A 19,705-nucleotide genomic window follows, 5' to 3' on the forward strand; every position below is an offset into this window, starting at 1 on the left:
GACTTTTACTTATACAGTAGAAGGTCTACAAAGGAGGAGCAACATGACGAATCAATTTGAGACAAAAGATTATTTTTCTAAAATGAATGCGTGGTGGCGTGCAGCCAACTATCTGTCGGTTGGACAAATTTATCTGAAAGACAATCCTTTACTGCGTCGACCGATTGAAGAACATGATGTGAAAGTGCATCCGATTGGACATTGGGGGACGATTGCGGGACAAAATTTTATTTATACCCATTTGAACCGTGTCATCAATAAATATGATTTGAGTATGTTTTACATTGAAGGACCAGGTCATGGTGGGCAAGTAATGGTGTCGAATGCCTATCTAGATGGCAGCTATACAGACATTTATCCGCAAGCAACGCAAGATGAAGCTGGCATGAAACATTTGTTCAAAACCTTTTCTTTTCCCGGAGGAATTGCCTCCCATGCAGCACCAGAAACACCAGGGTCGATTCATGAAGGTGGCGAACTAGGTTACTCAATTTCTCATGGAGTTGGTGCGATACTAGACAATCCGGATGTGATTGCCGCTGTCGTGGTGGGGGATGGAGAAGCAGAAACCGGACCGTTAGCGGGTAGTTGGTTTTCCAATACTTTTATCAATCCTGTCAATGATGGGGCAGTGCTGCCGATTTTACATCTGAATGGAGCCAAAATTTCTAATCCAACGATTTTGGCTCGTAAGAGTGACCAAGACTTAAAGAAATACTTTGAAGGGATGGGCTGGACACCGCACTTTGTTGAAGGAGATGATCCTGAGGTGATCCATCCGCAAATGGCGCAGCAAATGGACAAGGCGATTGAATCCATCAAAGCCATTCAACAAGCAGCGCGAAAACATCCTGCGAATCAAGCAGAAATGCCGAAATGGCCTGTATTGATCGTACGGACGCCTAAAGGATGGACTGGACCAAAAGTTTGGGATGGTGAGCCAATCGAAGGCGGTTTTAGAGCCCATCAAGTACCAATTCCAGTCGACGCCCATCACATGGATCATGTGGCTGCGTTAACCGATTGGCTGCAATCTTATGGGCCAGATGACTTATTTGACGAGCAAGGCAGGATCAAAGCTGAGATTCAAGCATTGGCTCCTCAAGGCACGCAGCGCATGGCGCTTCACCCAATCACCAATGGCGGCATTGATCCGAAACCATTGCAGATGCCAAAATGGCAAACCCATGCGATCGCTGTGGAAACGCCAGGCGCAATCACGGCCCAAGATATGATGGTCTTTGGGGCATTCGCACGAGATATCATTACAAACAATCCCGATAATTTCCGGATATTTGGGCCAGATGAAGCGAAGTCGAATCGCTTGAATCATGTGTTCGAAGTTACGAATCGTCAATGGTTAGAAGCCAAACAACCAGATTATGATGAGTGGTTGTCCTCAGTCGGACGAGTCATCGATTCTCAGTTGTCGGAACACCAAGCAGAAGGTTTCCTTGAAGGATACGTACTGACTGGCAGACATGGCTTTTTTGCCAGCTATGAGTCTTTCTTGCGGGTAGTTGATTCCATGATCACACAACATTTTAAATGGCTGCGCAAGGCCAATGATCTAGAGTGGCGCAATCCCTATCCGTCTTTAAATCTGATTGCATCTTCTACAGTGTTCCAGCAAGACCATAATGGGTACACCCACCAAGATCCTGGTATCATGACCCATATTGCAGAAAAGAAAGCCGCATTTGTGCGGGTATACTTGCCAGCAGATGCCAACAGCTTGATGGCGGTCATGGATAATACATTGCAAACGCAAAATCAAATCAATTTGGTGGTTTCGTCTAAGCATCCGCGTCCGCAATTTTATTCTGCAGAAGAAGCGGAAGTGTTGGCCAAAGACGGATTGAAAATCATTGATTGGGCTTCTACCAATCAGGAAGAAGAACCGGATATCGTGATTGCTGCGGCTGGCACAGAACCTAACTTAGAAGCGTTGGCCGCCGTATCCCTCTTAGTTGAGGCATTCCCTGAGATGAAGATTCGCTTTGTCAATGTTGTGGATCTGCTAAAATTACGTCGCCCTGAAGTAGATCAACGCGGCTTGAGTGATGCTGCATTCGAAGCGTACTTTACGAAGGACAAACCCATTCTATTTGCCTTTCACGGATATGAAGGTTTGATCAGAGATATTTTCTTTGGACGGGACAATCAAAAGATCCATATCCATGGGTACCGTGAAAATGGCGATATCACAACACCATTTGATATGCGTATCTTGTCTGAATTGGATCGCTTCCATTTAGCAAAAGACGCTGCGGAATGGGTCTATGGTGCAGACGCGGCCGACTTCGCACAAAAAATGGCCGACACCGTGCAATATCACCATGATTTTATTCGTGAAAATGGGTATGATATTGCAGAAGTTGAAGAATGGACTTGGAAGCCATTGTCAGAAATGAAATAATGAACTGCATGTTTCAATCAAACAAGCATGGTCATTCTGTAGAAGGAATGCCATGCTTGTTTGGTTGATTTTGTGCTATTCAATCAAAAATCGTAAAGCCATAATTGCGGATATGCTGCTTGAGTAAGGTCAAATATTCTTGTGCCATCTCGCTCAGTTCCATTTTTTTATGTTTCAAGTAGCCTAATGTCATCGAATCCTCGACAGCCAATGGAATCGCGACGATTTTTTCGTCGTTGAGTTCGCTGCTGATGATTCCTGAACTGATGGTATACCCATTCAAGCCGACCATCAGATTAAAAATCGTGGCACGATCACTGATACGAATATGTTTTTTTCGTTGTAAGGTACTCAGGATCTCTTCCGAAAAGTAAAAAGAGTTGGTTTCTCCTTGTTCATAAGAGAGATACGTATAATCCGCCAAATCCTCTAAGGTAATGGTGGATTTTTGGGTCAATGGATTGTTGCGGCCAATGAACACATGGGGCTTTGCTTCAAACAAAGGAACGAATTGGAGATCTTTTTCGCTGATCAGCCGTTGCAGGACTGTTTTATTGAAGTCGTTCAGATAGATGACCCCTAATTCACTTTTGAAGGTTTGAATATCATCTAGGACATTCTGGGTTTGCGTTTCCCGCAAGGTAAATTGAAATTCGTCTTCCCCAATGCGTTTGACCAGTTCCACAAAGGCGTGGACCACAAAGGCATAGTGTTGGGCTGAGACACTAAATACATGCTTTCTAGCGGTATCTTTGCGGAAGCGCTCGTCTAATAAATTGACTTGATCCAATATATTGCGGGCATAATTGATGAAAGCCCGTCCCTCATCGGTCAATGTCACCCCTAGTTTGCTGCGATAAAAAAGCTGCAAATCATATTCTTTTTCTAGTTCTTTCATGGCTTGTGACAACGAGGGCTGGCTGATAAACAATTGTTTGGCCGCTTCATTGAAAGAGCCTGTTTCGACGATTTTTTCTAAATACTCTAATTGTTGGATACGCATAATAGACTCCTTTGTTATAGGTGCTACCTATAGAAAATATAAGTTTATAAGTATTATCTATAGTATAAGATGTTTGCTAGAATAAATCTAACAATTTCGAATGGGAGGCACTAAATTATGGCAACTGACAAATTTCAACTTGTAGGCTCTTTATTACGTCCACAAGATTTATTAGACTATAAAAACAAAATCGAACACCGGGATGACATTCAATATCCGTTCTATGATGCATTTCCTGGCTACCAAGAAACAGAACGCAAAGCGATTGAACAGATCATCGCTGCCCAAAAAGAACATGGATTGACCGTGATTACAGATGGCGAACATGGCCGTTCTATGTGGCATTTGGATTTCCTTTGGGGATTAGACGGGGTAGAACGTTATATCGCTGATCGCGGCTATGCCTTTGAAGATTTAGATGGCGGTGATTTTGAAACCCGCAAAGATATCGGCATTCGCATCACGAAACCTTTGTCAGGCAAAAATCATCATTATTTGAACCTGTTCAAAGAAACCAAAACTCTAGCTGGTGATGAGCCGGTCAAAATCACTGTTTGGGGTGCTGCCCACGCCTTTACCGAGTTGACTTTCTTCAACGACTTAGTCGGAGAAGGACAAGTCTATGCAACAAAAGAAGACCTACGGGCGGGCTTGATCAATGCCTATAAAGAATTCTTGCAAGAGTACAAAGAAGCTGGCGGCGAGATCGTACAGTTTGATGATTGTTTATGGGAATTATTTGCTGATGACAACGATAAGAGTTTCTTTGCTGAAGGCAACGATGGCTTGGAATCCTTGGCTGATGAATTTGTGGCCATCAATAATGAAGTAGCGGACTTTGCCCATGAATTAGGGTTGAAAGTTTGGACGCATAACTGTCGTGGGAATTACCAAAGTCGTTCAGCGGCCAGCGGTACCTACAAAGCAATTGCTGAGAAATTTTTGAAAGACCAACATTATGATCGTTTCTTCTTAGAATGGGATGATGATCGCGCAGGGGACATTAGCGCACTAGAAGCCTTAAAAGATCGCCCAAATGTTGAAGTTGTATTAGGTTTGTTATCTAGCAAAACGTCAACTTTAGATGACGAAGCTCGGGTATTGGCATTATTAGACAAAGCCAGTGAAATTTTGCCAAAAAATCGTTTGTACTTGTCTCACCAGTGCGGATTTGCTTCATGTGATTGCGGCAATGAATTGTCTGTTGAACAGCAATGGGCTAAAATCGAACAAGGACAAAAATTAGCAGAGGCGTACTTTGGGTAAGAAAACTACCGCGTTCATTGAATAATAAATCAATTATTTTAATATTTTTCAGAAAAAATGTTTGACAATTTTCCAAAGAGCGCGTAAAGTAAGACTCAACTTAATGATATAGACATCGAAAAGAAGAGTAGCAAAACTTGTTGTTCAAAGAGAGTCTCTGGTTGGTGCAAAGAGATAGCGCAGGGTTGTGAAACACATCTTGGAGTCGTTTTTCCGAAGAATGCGTAGGAAAGGCCGGGTATGCCCGTTAGCGCTGCAGTCATTGATAGATGACTTTCTAAGATCAGTTTGCTGTGAAGCACTGATAAACAAAGGTGGAACCGCGTTGATAACGTCCTTTAGCTGTAATGGCTAGAGGACGTTTTTTTATAGCCAAAATCGGGACCAATGCAATTGGAAGAAAATCATCAGACTGCTTGAGGCTTTTTCTGAGAAGGAAAGGCAAATTGAGGTGGAACCACGTGTAGCGCGTCCTCTGGCATGAGCTGGAGTACGCGCTTTTTATGTTTATTCATTTAACCGAGGAGGAAATATGTATGTTTGATTATTTAATCAATGTGATGCCGCAATTGTTATCTGGTGCAGGGATCACGATCAAGTTATTCGCACTGACTTTGCTAGGATCGATTCCATTGGGGATCTTGCTGGCATTTGTATTGGCTAGTCGCTTGAAAGTCTTGAAATTTATCGTGCAAGTCTATGTATGGCTGATGCGAGGAACACCGCTATTATTGCAATTGATCTTTGTTTTTTATGGATTGCCGATTCTAAATATTGTGTTCGATCGCTTCGATGCAGCTTTGATTGCCTTTGTCATCAATTACGCTGCGTACTTTGCGGAAATCTTCCGCGGCGGGATTCAGTCGATTCCAGAAGGCCAATATGAAGCCGCGAAAGTACTGCGTTTGAATCCTATCCAAACGATTCGAACAATCATTATCCCGCAAGTAGTCAAAATCACGTTGCCTTCTGTCGGCAATGAAGTCATCAATCTAGTGAAAGATACCTCTCTTGTCTACATTCTAGGTCTATCGGACGTGATGCGCATAGGAAAGATCGCAATGGAGCGAGACAGTACGTTACTGCCGCTGCTAGGCGTGGCGTTGATCTATCTCTTATTGACAGGGATTTTCACCTTATTATTAAAACAACTTGAAACCAAGCTTGATTATTATCGTTAGGAGGAAACACATGCTACAACTAAAAAAAATATCAAAATCATTTGGCAGCAAAAAAGTAATCGATGGTTTAGATTTAACGATTGAAGATGGCAGTATTTTGGCTGTCGTCGGACCTTCTGGCGGTGGAAAGACAACATTGTTACGGACACTGGCAGGTTTAGAGACTGTGGATGAAGGCACATTTTTGTTAGACGGACAAGCCTTTGATCCAACGGATACCAAAGAACAAGAACAAGTGGTGGGCGTTGTATTTCAAGATTTCCAATTATTTCCCCACTTATCCGTCTTTGATAATATCACCTTGGCGCCAAAAATGGTGCTGAAACAAGACAAGGCAACCTATACAGCTAAAGCAGAAGCATTGGCACAACAACTGGGGTTAGGGGAATTGCTGAATCAATATCCTTTCCAATTGTCTGGCGGACAAAGACAACGGGTAGCGATCGCTCGAGCGATGGCGATGAACCCTAAAGTATTGGCTTATGATGAGCCAACTAGTGCCTTAGATCCAGGTTTGCGGCAACAAGTTGAGCGTTTGATCCTTGATCTAAAAGAAGAAGGCGTGTCCCAGATCGTGGTGACCCATGATTTGGTTTTTGCCAAGAACATTGGCGACCAATTATTAGAAGTAACAGGAAAATAAGGGGGAGAAAAAAATGAAAAAACTAGTACTATCTTTAACAGCAGCTGCCAGCGTATTGCTTTTTGCAGCGTGTGGGAACAGCAATGACGCAACAGAAAGTGCCGCCGATAAAGACGAAGTCATCGTGGGCTTGGATGATACATTTGTTCCAATGGGTTTCCAAGATGATCAAGGAGAGATTGTGGGCTTTGACGTCGATTTGGCAAAAGCTGTTTTTGATTTAACTGGAACCAAAGTGACCTTCCAAGCAATCGACTGGTCAATGAAAGAAACCGAACTAGACAATGGGACGATTGATATGATCTGGAATGGCTATACAAAAACCGATGCCCGGGTCAAAAAAGTGTTATTCTCTGATACGTACATGGAGAACAAACAAGTCTTAGTTACAGCAAAATCAAGTGATATTACATCATTTGATCAGATGAAAGACAAAGTTTTAGGTGCACAAGAAGGATCTTCTGGCTATGATACCTTCAACAATCAACCCGAGGTCCTAAAAGATATCGTGGCAGACAACGATGCAACCTTATATGCGAGTTTCAATGAAGCCTTTATAGATTTGGAAAATGGCCGTATTGATGGCTTGCTGATCGATCGTGTCTATGCAGAATACTATTTAACACAAACGGACAAAAAAGATGATTACAATGAAATCGAAAGCCCATTTGAAGCAGAAGACTTTGCTGTCGGCGTGCGTAAAGACGACCAAGGATTGGCAGACAAAATAAATGAAGGCTTGAAAACTTTACAAGAAAATGGCACATTTGCTGAGATTTCAGAAAAATGGTTTGGCGAAGATGTCACACCAAAATAAGTCATAATGAACAACTAGGTTAAATGTGGGCAGCAACTGCTAAACAGGCATTAAAAAAGGAAAGACCCGCTTTCCAGTTTCGGCGTTTTATGTAGTTTTTTCAACGATGCCATGGTATAATGCATATGTAAGAGGAGTTGCGCGAACAACTCCCCAACAGCACCGTTTAAAGAACGGTGACCATTAATCTAAATATTTCAAAAAGAAATAGCTAGTCTCCGGCTAAAGTGACGGCTATTTCTTTTTGTCGTTTTTCAGCAACTTGGCAACCAGACTGATCAACGCAATGGTAAACATACCAAAGCCTATGATCGTCTGAATTGTCTCGTATGCAGACAAAAGGCGTTTCCTTTCATAAGTTTTCGGAAGTACGCGCATACGCACCACCTCACTTTCAATGGATAGCCACCGTCATTAAACTTTACTGTCATGTTCTATTCTATCATATGTACCAGTCCTAATCCTTGATTCTAAGGAATTTGGACTGGTTTTTTTATTGCTAGTATGTAGTTCTCGCAGGGGCCTCTATTATCGCTGCGGCAGTTGCCCTGCATGACAAAGTTCGAAATGGTCTTTGTCTAGACATGCGTTTAATTAAGCTTCCTCTTTAGTTAACGTTAAACCAACTTTCTGCTAATTTTTTTAGATAGTATTCAAAAGCTTCCCATTTTGTATAAATATGGTATTCTAAATAGGTACAAAAAGTACAAAAAATAGAATCTGATCACAAAGGGGAGCCCAAAAGGCTGAGAATGAGTTTACTCTAAACCCTTCGTACCTGTTTCGATCATTCGAGCGTAGGAATTGTGACGAGTTGAAGTATGCAATACTTCTCCTTTGTGAATTGTGATGGTTCTAAAGGAGGAGTTTTTTTATGAGCAGCAAGACAAACATCTGGGTTGAGGGAACGATTATTGCAGCATTGGCGATGATACTTTCTTTCATACCAACCAATATTGGGAGCAGTTTCTCTGTTTCGTTGGGACAAATTCCATTGACCGTTTTTGCGATTCGCAGAGGCTGGCGTCCAGGCTTGATGGCTGGATTGGTGTGGGGGTTACTCCATTTTCCATTGGGTCAAGTATGGTATTTGAGTGTGCTTCAAGTAATGATTGAATATCCGTTTGCTTTTACTTTTGCGGGATTTGCAGGGCTTTATTCTCAAAAGATTTATTCAGCTATCCATGCAAATGCTGAAAAGAAGGCGATCCGATCTCTCATAACGGCAGCGTTTGTAGGAGCAGCTGCACGCTATTTCTGGCATTTTGTGGCTGGCTGGATATTTTGGGGTGCCTATGCCCTTTGGAATTTGAAGCCATGGGTGTTTTCATTGGTGATGAATAGTGCGAGTGGTGCGGCAACAGCAATTGTAACAGCTGTTGTTCTCGTATTTTTATATCGGTCAATGCCGCAAATATTTACACCAAAATCTTAATCGAAATACTGCTGCATATTCAGAATGTACACGGTTGGTGTACGACTGGATATGCTTTTTTTTTAACAAATTTGTGTGTGTTTTTAAAAATTCTGATAGGAAAACTTTTGTTCGCCTTCTTTTTTCGTTATAATAGGAAAAGATGAAAAGAGGGATAAACATGGCGCAAAAGAAACGCGCGAAGAAACGCAAAACAAAGAAACAGCAAAAACAACAAGAAAAACTATTACTCGTCGGTATCGGTTTAGTGTTTATCTTATTTTCGATATTCGGCTTTTTCCATTTAGGATTTTTGGGGACATTGATTGCCAATGGCTTTCGTATCGTAGGTGGTAATACCTACCGTGTTCTTTGTATAGCTTTGGCGGCCTATGGTGTTTGGTTAGCCATCAAAACAACAGAAGCCCGTTTTCAGCAGGTACGTCGGATCATTGGCTGCCTTTTGATTTATTTTGGTCTATTGATCATTTTGCATGCCCATCTTTTTGGCAATGTCATCAGTGAACAAACCAATGTATTGCAAACGACGTGGACGACATTGCTTAGTGACATACGCCGCAGTCAAGTTAGTCAAAATGTCGGTGGAGGGATGACAGGCGCGCTTTTGTATAATGGCAGCTACTTCTTGGTGTCGCAAATCGGCAGTTATATTGTTGCGGTTTTGTTGATACTTGTCGGCGGATTTTTGTTTAGCAATATGCACAGTCATGAATTACTGGACCACTTGCAAGCAATTGGCGATCGATTGCAACGCTTCTTAGAAGGTTCTCCTGAAAAACAAGCCGAAAAAGAAGCCCGCAAAGCAGAGAAAGCCGCGGAAAAACAAGCCAAAAAAGAGGCAGAACGGGCAGCAGTCTTAGCCGAAATCAAAGAAAAAAATCAAGTTCGGCCAATGACTGAAGGGGAAAGGTTGGCAAAACAAGAACAAGCCCAAACCGCAGAAACCTTCGAACCAGAACAATTAAGTTTTGTGCCAATCGATCATTTTCAAGAGATTCCTGCTTCTGCCGTAACCACTGCCGAAGCACCGCATCCCGCAGCATCTGCAGCAAAACCAAGCAAGCGGGTCAATGAAGATGGGGAAATCTTAGATGATGATGGCGAAGTGCTTGAATTTGAGATTTCAGAAGAAGCAGAGAATCGGGATTATGAATTGCCGTCTGCAGAATTGCTTGATTCAATTCCAGCAACGGATCAAAGCAGTGAGTACAAAAAAATCGAAAAAAATATTGGCGTTCTAGAAACGACCTTCCAAAGTTTTGGTGTGGATGCCAAGGTGGTCAAAGCAAGCCTTGGACCAGCCGTGACCAAGTTTGAAGTGCAGCCAGCAGTCGGTGTCAAAGTCAGCAAAATCGTCGGACTGACGGATGATATCGCCTTAGCCTTAGCAGCCAAAGATGTACGGATGGAAGCGCCAATCCCGGGCAAGTCATTGATTGGGATCGAAGTGCCAAATAGTGCCATTAGTATGGTTTCTTTCCGAGAAGTGATCGATGCGCAACCAGATCATCCAGATCAATTACTAGAAGTACCATTAGGACGAGATATTTCTGGAAGGGTCCAAACAGCTGATTTAACCAAAATGCCCCATTTGCTGATTGCCGGTTCTACGGGTAGTGGGAAATCTGTTGCTATCAACGGCATTATTACAAGCATCCTGATGCGGGCCAAACCCCACGAAGTCAAATTGATGATGATTGATCCGAAGATGGTGGAATTGAATGTCTATAATGGCATTCCGCATTTATTGACACCAGTCGTGACCAATCCTCGGAAAGCGGCGCAAGCTTTACAAAAAGTGGTCAAAGAAATGGAAGAGCGCTACGAAAAATTCGCTGCAACCGGTGTAAGGAATATTACTGGTTATAATGAATTGGTCATCAATAAAAATTTAGAAGACGGTGAAAACCGCCCGATTTTACCCTTCATCGTTGTGATTGTCGATGAATTAGCAGATTTGATGATGGTGGCGAGCAATGAAGTTGAAGATGCAATCATTCGTTTGGCGCAAATGGCTCGAGCAGCGGGGATCCACATGATTTTGGCCACCCAACGACCAAGTGTTGATGTCATCACGGGAATCATCAAAGCCAACGTGCCGTCAAGAATGGCCTTTGCCGTTTCCAGTGGTGTCGATTCTCGTACGATCATTGATAGCAATGGTGCTGAAAAACTGTTGGGTCGTGGGGATATGCTTTACTTGCCGATGGGTGAGAACAAACCGATTCGCGTGCAAGGTGCCTTTATTTCCGATCATGAAGTGGAACGGATCGTTTCCTTCGTAACAGATCAGCAAGAAGCCAACTACGAAGAAAAAATGATGGTCACCGAAGAAGAAACCACCAGCAGCAGTAGTGGTCAGCCGCAAGATGAATTGTTTGAAGAAGCCAAAGCATTAGTGATCGATATGCAAACAGCAAGTGTTTCGCTATTGCAACGGCGTTTCCGTGTCGGCTATAACCGAGCAGCTCGTTTGGTGGATGAGTTAGAGGCCCAAGGAGTGGTGGGTCCTTCTGAAGGCAGCAAACCACGGAAAGTTTTGATTGAGCCACAAGCGGAAGAAATTCCGCCGTTTGAAGAATAGCTCCAACTAAATTGCACAAAGAAAGGCACGAGCAGCCATGAAACGCAAACACATTTTATATCGTGACGTCGCGGATAAAATCAAAGAAGATATATTGTCAGGCAAGTATCCCATCGGTTCATTTTTACCGACAGAAACTGAGCTGGAAGCGACCTTCAATGTCAGTAAAATCACTGTCCGAAAAGCAATCGAGCTATTGGCCGCGGATGAGTATGTCGAAAAGCGCAGCGGGCGGGGAACAACGGTACTAAGCAATCGTCCGTATAATCGTTTGTCCAAAGGGACGACCTTCAGTCAGTTATTGGAACGGACCGGCAAAGAATATACCAAAAAAAACCTGGAATTTACACGGGTGGCTTTGGCACCTGAGCATCCTGCCTATCGATTGATGGGCAAAGAAGTGATGCGCCTGAAGCGTTTGTATTATTTTGATCATCAACCTTTTATTTATTATGAATACCATTTGCCAATCCAACTAAAAGGCTCATCGATTGATGAACTGGAAGAAAAATCCCTTTATCGCTTATTGGATGAGCATCGGATGGTCATTGATCGGTTTGAAGATACATTCGTAGGTATTACTTTATCGACGGAACAGCAGAAGTTTATGATTACCCCAGAAGTATCTGCCCTCAAGCGCATTCGTTGCTCATACGATATGCAAGGCGAAGTGGTAGAATATACTGAAGGCATTTATAATACGGCCTTGCATCCGTACATGATTGAATTTGAAGCCTAGTCTCTGATTAGGCTTTTTTGGTAAAAATAGGTACAATAAAAAATGAATTGGAGTGTGAAGAAATGAAAAAAATCGCCTTTATCGGGGCCGGAAATATGGCAAAAGCCATTATCAAAGGCCTGATCAAATCTGAGTTATATCCAGCAAATGAGATTCTTGTGTATAATCATCGCTACGAACCGACGTTACAGCGGTTGGTTGAAGACACAGGTGTGGAAGGCACCACCACGCTAGCAGATGCCGTGAAGCACGGGGAGATCTTGGTTTTGGCTGTGAAACCTTATGTATTTGCAAGTATATTGCCGCAAATCAAGCCATTACTATCAGCAAATCAGTTGATCGTATCCATTGCAGCAGGTGTAACCATCGAACAAATGACCGAAGCGCTAGGTGCGCAAAAAATCGTACGGGTAATGCCGAATACGCCAGCTTTTGTTGGTGCAGGAATGTCATCTATCAGTCCGAATGATCTTGCGACAAAAGAAGATACCGCGCGTGTGCAGCAACTCTTTGAAAGTATGGGCAAAGCCGCTGTTGTACCAGAAACGATGATCGATGCTGTCATCGGCGTCAGTGGCTCCTCACCTGCGTATACGTATATATTTATTGAAGCACTGGCGGATGGTGCTGTGGCAGAAGGGATGCCAAGAGCGATGGCCTATGAGTTTGCAGCGCAAGCCGTATTAGGCGCAGCAAAAATGGTCCTAGATACCAATGAACATCCTGGTGTCTTGAAAGACCAAGTGACCTCTCCGGGAGGCACAACGATCCAAGCCGTCCAAACCCTAGAAGAAAATGGCTTTCGTGCAGCAGTGATGAAAGCCGTCCATGCCGCAGCAGCAAAAAATCGTGAGATGTCGTAAAGGTTGATTAACCAAAGGAGAGTCTATGAAAGAATTGTTGATTTTTGATTTAGATGGATTACTACTAGATACAGAAAAAATTTATTTCGACGGTTGGTTGGCATTATTTGAAGAACACCAGATTCCTTTAACAGCTGAAGATATTAGTGGCTGGCGAGGACAGAGCTGGAAACAGACGGCAGATCAACTTGCGCAAGTCGTTGGCGGACATGATCATGTTCAAACCTTACGTGCTGAAAGAGAAGGCTTCATTGAAACCCAAATGACAAATGGTACTTTGCAAATGAAACCCTACGCCAAAGAGACAATAGACTTGGCACGAGAAAAAGGGTTTAAACTGGCACTAGCGACTTCAACGATGAAAGAACGGGCCGCAAAATTGTTGCCTCACTTTGATTTGCTAGATGTATTTGATTATATGACCTTTGGTGATGATGTCGCCGCCCATAAACCCGATCCAGCTCCTTATCTATTGACATTGGACAAAGCCGGCAAAATCGCGGACCAAGCATTAGTTATGGAAGATTCTTTGTTAGGGGCCTTGGCTGCAACAAGAGCCGGCATCCAGGTCGTCTTGATTCCCGATCAAAGTTTCCCGCAAACCTATACAAAAGCCGATAAAGCACAGCTGAACTTGTTTGCCGAGACAGATTCATTGCGATTTGTCTATGAGTTGCTGCAAACGGATCAACTCACATAGTTTGGCTAGACGTTGTTCTTCATGATAAAGTTAAAGAAAAGGTAATGGTTATCAGATTGAAATCAAAAAGTAAAGGGTTTCATTCTGACAAAAAGCGTCTTTTGTCACATTGCATTCTGCTAGGGGAACGTAGTCATTGGCGTGAAGGCAAAAACGTGGTAAATTATCCTTCGATGAAGAATAGTGAGGGAAGGAAAAAATGAATAAATTAAAGAATGTATTTTATTTATATAAGTTAGATTGGAAACGTATCTTTACCAATCCAATCGCAGCGTTTTTGATCATCGCATTGATGATTTTACCCTCGCTGTACGCGTGGTTCAATATCAAAGCACTTTGGGATCCATACGGCAACACCAGTGAGCTGCCGATCGCAGTCTATAGTGCAGATAGCGGTGCTGAATTTGAAGGCACACAAATCGAAATAGGCGATCAAGTCATAGATACGCTGCATGACAATACGCAATTAGGTTGGCGCTTTGTGGATTCGAAAGACGAATTGGTAGAAGGCGTCAAATCTGGCGAGTACTATGCGGGCATCTATTTGCCAGAAGACTTCTCAGAAGATTTGATCAGTTTCACCAGTGGAACGATCGAAAAACCGACGATCGACTATTACAGCAACGAGAAAATCAATGCGATTGCCCCCAAAATCACCTCTAAGGGCGCCAGCAGTCTGCAAGAAGAAATCTCCCAAGACTTTATTGAAACAGCCAGTTCGACCTTATTAAAGGTCTTTAATGAGATTGGGTATGATATTGATGCCAATTTATTGAGTATCAATAAAGTCAAAAGCATGATCTTAGATACCGATGAAAATTTAGATACCATTGATAGCTATACCAAAGAGATCGTCTCCTTGCATGATAAGTTTCCTGAAATCAAAGACAAAATCGCCAAAGCAGAAGAATTTACTGACTATATTCCTGAAGTCGATGCGATGGGCGAGAAACTCATTGCTTTAAATGACAAAATGCCAACATTGAAAAAAGAAGCCAGTATTATTTTGACCTTGCAAGAAAAAATTCCCGAAATCCAAAATGCCGGCAAGCAATTAAGCATGATCGATGATGATTTTGATGATATTGCCAGCACGATGACAGACGGAATCGATACAGCCAAACAAGGACTGCAAATCATTGAGCAAGTACAAGCGGCGTTACCTGAGATTGAAGATCTGGGCAATCAAGCAGCAGACTTTGCCTCAGCCACCAAAGATGGTGCCGAACAATTGCAAGATGCTTTACCAAGTATCTCCAGCAGTGTTGAAGTGACGATCGATGCCATTAGCCAAGTCGCAACCACGACAGCAAGTTTGACCAATACGATCAATCAAGCGTTAGCAGATAATGAATTAACAGATGACGAACGGACAGCGATCAGCGCCGTTATTTCAGATTTTCAACAAAATATTCAGCAACAGCAAACAGCATTGGATTCATTGATTACATTCATGAATAAAATCCAAGAAGCAGGAAACAACACTGACTTGCAAACGATTATTGATCAATTGGGTAATGCCAAAAACTTGTTAGGGGTATTAAACAATCGCTTGAGCAGTCTGGATCAATTGGTTCAAACAGGCTCTATCGACGATATCACCGCTTACCTCAGTCAAATCAATGCAGCTGCACAGGATATCAGCAATTTATTGAATGGTATCGATGTCGCTTCAATTACAAACACGATCGATGATGTCTTGACCAAACTGATTACCACCATCACAACGGCAGAAGATGTGCTGCAAAAAGCGCAAGACATCGATTTCGATACTTTATTGTCCTCAACCAAAGATGTTGTCAGCAATGCGGTATCGATTTTAGAGAAGTATCAAAAAGAACTGCCAGCAATCAAGCAAGAATTACACGATGCCGATACGATGCTCAATGGCCATATGGATGAAATCGTGGCAGCCATCAATAAAGGGGCAGATCTGTATAACAACGAACTTCCAATCGTGGAAGACAAGTTAGGCATCGCCGTCGACTTTTTGCAAAACGATTGGCCAACCGTCAAAGCAGAAATCACATCTACAATGGATATGGTGGACGAGAAATTACCTGAAGTCGAAAAAGCGTTGGATGCAGCGGTCGATTTGATCAACAATGATTGGCCAAATATCAAGTCTGGCATCCATAAAGCAGCCGATGCCATCCGCAAAGGCGAAAGTGAAGTCGATTTGGGGGAAATCATCAAATTATTGAAACTTGATGCGACAGAAGAAGCGGAATTCTTTAAACAACCCGTTGATCTGGAAACCAATGAAATCTATCCAATCGCCAATAATGGGTCAGCTAGTACGCCATTTTATACTGCATTGTGTCTGTGGGTAGGGGCATTATTGTTGTCAAGTGTCGCTACAACAGAGTATCATTTAGACAAGAAAGACAAACAGCGTTTTACCAAACGTGAAACCTTTGTGGCTAGAATGTTGACCTTCTTAACGATGGCAATTGCCCAAAGTTTGATTGTTACCTTAGGAAATATGTTCCTATTAGGGGTAGATGTACGTAACCCGGTCTATAGCGTATTCTTTGCATTACTGGTAGGATTGGCCTTTATGATGATTGTGTATGTCTTAGCCGGACTCTTTGGCAACTTAGGTAAAGGGATCGCTATTATCATTTTGGTCCTATCGATTTCCGGCGGTGGTGGGAATTATCCAATCCAAGTGTCAGGGAAGTTCTTCCAAATGATCAATCCTTTATTGCCTTTTACCCATGCGGTGAACTTGTTGCGTGAGTCAGCAGGCGGGATTTATTGGCCAAACGTGACAGCACCTGTGATCATCTTGGTTTGTATTTTCCTATTCTTTGGGATTGTAGGCACAATCGCCTATCCATATATTAGTGAGAAGTCCAAGAAATTGAGTGATGTCTCAAAAGAAAGTCATTTTTTCCATTAACATGTAAAGCAGATAGAGCCTTTTGTTCTATCTGCTTTTTTTACAATCAACAGCGAGATTCTAACAAAAAGAAAAGCATTTCTGCGTGCATTTTTCATGTGATTTTCATTGACTTTTTCTGTATTCAGGCGTAGCATACAATCTTGATAATTCAATATTTGTTACAGTTTTTATGGCATTATAAACTTATATTTTTCATGAAAAAGGAGTGTAAAAAGAAGTGGACTATTTAAAACGTTTGTTGGTCGGACGTCCTTTGAAATCTGCTGAAAATGATGATCAGAAATTGACGAGAACAGCTGCCCTTGCGTTGTTATCTTCCGACGCGCTGTCTTCCATTGCGTACGGTACTGAGCAGATCGTGGTGGTATTGATCGCGTTATCGGCAGCAGCAATTTGGTATTCATTGCCTATCGCAGCATTTGTGATTATTTTATTGATTTCATTGACCTTATCTTATCGCCAAATCATTCATGCTTATCCCCATGGGGGTGGTGCCTATGTCGTCAGTAGTGAAAACTTGGGCAAAAATGCTGGGCTGATTGCTGGTGGATCGTTATTGATCGACTATATGTTGACAGTTGCGGTGTCAGTATCAGCGGGTGCGGAAGCCATCACATCTGCAGTACCGGCACTCTATGGTCATCAAGTAGGAATCTCGATCGTGATCGTTCTCTTGATCATGATGATGAATCTACGGGGGCTGAGAGAGTCAGCGTCATTCTTGATGATTCCGGTCTACACCTTTATAGCGGTCATCACGATTTTGATTGTTGTAGGACTATTCAATATCATCACGGGGGTACAACCTTTGAATGCCACTGCATTGCCTGGAGCAGTCGTTCCTGGCGTGTCCGTTGCGTTGATTTTGCGGGCCTTTTCTTCCGGTTCCTCATCGCTGACGGGGGTTGAAGCAATTAGTAATGCTGTACCGTTCTTCAAGAAACCACGGGCTAAAAATGCCGCAGCTACGTTAACGATCATGGCTGCAATTTTAGGTTTCTTCTTTGTTGGGATCACGTTTATCAACTACTGGTATGGTATCGTTCCGCAAACGGAAGTCACCGTCTTGTCTCAAATCGGGGCAGCTGTCTTTGGGCATGGCATCATGTATTATGTTTTGCAGTTTGCCACGGCGTTGATTCTAGCTGTTGCGGCGAATACTGGTTTTTCTGCTTTTCCGGTGCTTGCCTTTAACTTGGCGAAAGATAAATATATGCCGCATATGTACCAAGACCGCGGTGATCGCTTAGGCTATTCCAATGGGATCATTACCTTGGCAGCCGGATCAATCGTGTTGTTGTTTATTTTCCAAGGGTCAACAGAGCGCTTGATTCCGTTATATTCAATCGGTGTGTTCATTCCTTTTGCTTTATCACAAACCGGTATGGTCGTGAAGTGGAAGAAAGAAGGCAAAGGTTGGTTTTTCAAATCATTGGCGAATATTATCGGCGCCTTGATTTCTTATGCAATCATCGGGATCTTGTTCGTCTATCGTTTGAATGATATTTGGCCATTCTTTATTATCATGCCAATCTTGTTGTATGTCTTTTACAAAATCCATGACCATTATAAGAATGTGGCAGAACAATTGCGTCTGGAAAAAGAAGGTAAATTACATGCTTATGAAGGAAATACTGTAATCGTATTGGTAGGCAATGTGACACGTGTCAACGTGGGGGCTTTGAACTATGCCCAATCGATTGGGGATTATGTTGTTGCGATGCATGTTTCCTTGGATGAAGACATGAAGAAAGAAAAAGAAATCCAACAAGAGTTCAAGCAGAACTTTCCTGATGTGCGTTTTTCAATCGTCCATTCCTCTTATCGTTCGATTGAAAATCCAATCATCCGTTATGTAGACTTGGTAAGCCGTAACGCGGCGAAGCATAACTACACAACAACGGTCATTATCCCGCAATTTGTGCCAAAACATCGTTGGCAAAATATTTTGCATAACCAAACCAGTCTGCGGCTGCGCTTCAGATTGTCATGGAGAGAAAATATTATTGTGAGCACGTATAGTTATCATTTGAAGAAATAGGGTTAGAAAAAGTACAATAGAAGAAGCCAGGAGTGGGCAGCGACATGCGCTGATCACTCCTGGCTTCTTTTTGCCTCAACTATAAAACATCTTTAATTTGATATCCTGATCATAATTTCCGAATCCTTTGCCAAAGAGGGTACAACCACCAATGTGCTCAGCTGTTTCTTTGACTTCTAATTTTAAATGCCATGTGTCCTCATATGCCGGGATATCTTTGATGGTCACTTCGGAAAGTGGTTCTCCTTCCATATAAGTGCCGTGATCCATGATCCGAATCGTTTTTAGCAGACCATATTGATTCAAATTATCTGGATACCAATCAGGTGTATATTTGCCACGAATATCCGCAAAATCGCCAGGGCTTGTCCATGTACCTAATTCCACCCCGTTCAGACTAAAGGTGATATCTGACGGCCAATTATTGTTGGAAAAAGGAAATTCAGATGAAATCTCCATGGAAATCTCCATCATTTCTAGTTTTTCTTCTTGTGCCAAGAAATTAGGGGATTGGTACTCAACGAAGCCTTTTGTAAACCACAAAATCCGCGCGTCCATTCTGTTGGGATCCATAAAGTATTTCGGCTCATCGACCGGTCCAACAAAACCAGCCAAGGTGGCTAAACCGCATGTGGGTTCGACCGCATAATTTGTATAATGACCAATTGGAATCACCGTTTCTTTTGTATCAAAGGCATTGAATATTTTCTCTGGAAAGTTGATATCGATGTGATCAACTCTCAAACTGGAAATTTTTCTTTGTCCAATGCGTTCCGTTTTAATAATTTTGGCTTCTTCTAGTTTTTTGATATGCATTGTAATAATCGCACTGCTTAATCCTAACGCTTGAGCGATTTCTTTCACATTCATTTTGTTCTTTGCTAATAATTGAATAATTTTGATCCGAACATTGCTGGCAAGGGCTTCATAAACCGGCAATGCTTCTTGATTGATTTCTAATTGCATTCTAGCACCTCCAATAGTCAGTTATATTCACTTGAATGTTAACATATTTGCTAATATGTGTAAATAGCATTGTTTTATTTGTCTGTAGTTAATATTATTATTAATTAATATAGATATTATTTCGTATATATTAATTAAAA

The 19,705-nt window shown here is 42.3% G+C and carries 15 protein-coding genes, 1 riboswitch and 1 other annotated feature; of the genes, 12 read left to right on the forward strand and 3 right to left on the reverse strand.

The features are described from left to right. The first annotated feature begins 43 nt into the window (after positions 1-43). Positions 44-2,419, forward strand: coding sequence for a phosphoketolase family protein (locus A5886_RS02255; protein ID WP_086273442.1), 2,376 nt, complete (start codon positions 44-46; stop codon positions 2,417-2,419). A gap of 79 nt (positions 2,420-2,498) precedes the next feature. Here A5886_RS02255 and A5886_RS02260 read toward each other — a convergent pair whose 3' ends face one another. Next, positions 2,499-3,422, reverse strand: a complete 924-nt coding sequence (locus A5886_RS02260) for a LysR family transcriptional regulator (protein WP_086273443.1) — start codon at positions 3,420-3,422, stop codon at positions 2,499-2,501. 117 nt (positions 3,423-3,539) lie between these two features. Between A5886_RS02260 and A5886_RS02265 the strand changes: the two genes are divergently transcribed. The 4 genes from A5886_RS02265 (at position 3,540) to A5886_RS02280 (ending at position 7,329) form a co-directional block, all read left to right on the forward strand. Continuing rightward, positions 3,540-4,688, forward strand: coding sequence for a cobalamin-independent methionine synthase II family protein (locus A5886_RS02265; RefSeq protein ID WP_086273444.1), 1,149 nt, complete (start codon positions 3,540-3,542; stop codon positions 4,686-4,688). A 106-nt stretch (positions 4,689-4,794) separates the two neighbouring features. Further along, positions 4,795-5,030 (forward strand) — a binding site (T-box leader). A 194-nt stretch (positions 5,031-5,224) separates the two neighbouring features. Beyond that, positions 5,225-5,869 (forward strand): amino acid ABC transporter permease, encoded by a 645-nt coding sequence (locus A5886_RS02270; RefSeq protein WP_086273445.1) that lies wholly within the window; start codon positions 5,225-5,227, stop codon positions 5,867-5,869. 10 nt (positions 5,870-5,879) lie between these two features. After that, on the forward strand, positions 5,880-6,512 hold the full coding sequence (locus tag A5886_RS02275; protein ID WP_086273446.1) for an amino acid ABC transporter ATP-binding protein: 633 nt from the start codon (positions 5,880-5,882) through the stop codon (positions 6,510-6,512). Positions 6,513-6,525: 13 nt separating this feature from the next. Beyond that, positions 6,526-7,329 (forward strand): amino acid ABC transporter substrate-binding protein, encoded by an 804-nt coding sequence (locus A5886_RS02280; protein ID WP_086273447.1) that lies wholly within the window; start codon positions 6,526-6,528, stop codon positions 7,327-7,329. Between the two features lie 234 nt (positions 7,330-7,563). Here A5886_RS02280 and pepG1 read toward each other — a convergent pair whose 3' ends face one another. Continuing rightward, entirely contained in the window at positions 7,564-7,707 is a 144-nt protein-coding gene (gene pepG1, locus A5886_RS02285) for a type I toxin-antitoxin system toxin PepG1 (RefSeq protein WP_086273448.1), read from the reverse strand. Positions 7,708-8,049: 342 nt separating this feature from the next. Next, positions 8,050-8,150, forward strand: a riboswitch (TPP riboswitch). Between the two features lie 53 nt (positions 8,151-8,203). Here pepG1 and thiT point away from each other — a divergent pair. The 7 genes from thiT (at position 8,204) to kimA (ending at position 18,599) form a co-directional block, all read left to right on the forward strand. After that, complete coding sequence (gene thiT / locus A5886_RS02290) at positions 8,204-8,764, forward strand: energy-coupled thiamine transporter ThiT (RefSeq protein WP_086273449.1); 561 nt, start codon at positions 8,204-8,206, stop codon at positions 8,762-8,764. A 160-nt stretch (positions 8,765-8,924) separates the two neighbouring features. After that, entirely contained in the window at positions 8,925-11,348 is a 2,424-nt protein-coding gene (locus A5886_RS02295) for a DNA translocase FtsK (protein WP_086273450.1), read from the forward strand. Between the two features lie 37 nt (positions 11,349-11,385). Continuing rightward, positions 11,386-12,087, forward strand: a complete 702-nt coding sequence (locus A5886_RS02300; RefSeq protein ID WP_086273451.1) for a GntR family transcriptional regulator — start codon at positions 11,386-11,388, stop codon at positions 12,085-12,087. Between the two features lie 62 nt (positions 12,088-12,149). Beyond that, positions 12,150-12,950 carry a pyrroline-5-carboxylate reductase gene (gene proC / locus A5886_RS02305; protein ID WP_086273452.1) on the forward strand — a complete coding sequence of 267 codons (801 nt, stop codon included), beginning with the start codon at positions 12,150-12,152 and terminating at the stop codon, positions 12,948-12,950. Positions 12,951-12,975: 25 nt separating this feature from the next. Then, positions 12,976-13,650, forward strand: a complete 675-nt coding sequence (locus tag A5886_RS02310; protein ID WP_086273453.1) for an HAD family hydrolase — start codon at positions 12,976-12,978, stop codon at positions 13,648-13,650. A gap of 199 nt (positions 13,651-13,849) precedes the next feature. Beyond that, entirely contained in the window at positions 13,850-16,555 is a 2,706-nt protein-coding gene (locus A5886_RS02315) for a YhgE/Pip domain-containing protein (RefSeq protein WP_086273454.1), read from the forward strand. Positions 16,556-16,775: 220 nt separating this feature from the next. Further along, on the forward strand, positions 16,776-18,599 hold the full coding sequence (kimA, locus tag A5886_RS02320; RefSeq protein WP_086273455.1) for a potassium transporter KimA: 1,824 nt from the start codon (positions 16,776-16,778) through the stop codon (positions 18,597-18,599). A 75-nt stretch (positions 18,600-18,674) separates the two neighbouring features. On the opposite strand, the gene A5886_RS02325 is transcribed toward kimA, so the two are convergent. Further along, positions 18,675-19,565: an ArsR/SmtB family transcription factor gene (locus A5886_RS02325; protein ID WP_086273456.1), complete on the reverse strand. Its 891-nt coding sequence runs from the start codon at positions 19,563-19,565 to the stop codon at positions 18,675-18,677. Positions 19,566-19,705 lie beyond the last annotated feature (140 nt).

The organism is Candidatus Enterococcus testudinis (assembly GCF_002140915.1).
Classification (GTDB): Bacteria; Bacillota; Bacilli; order Lactobacillales; family Enterococcaceae; genus Enterococcus_D; species Enterococcus_D testudinis.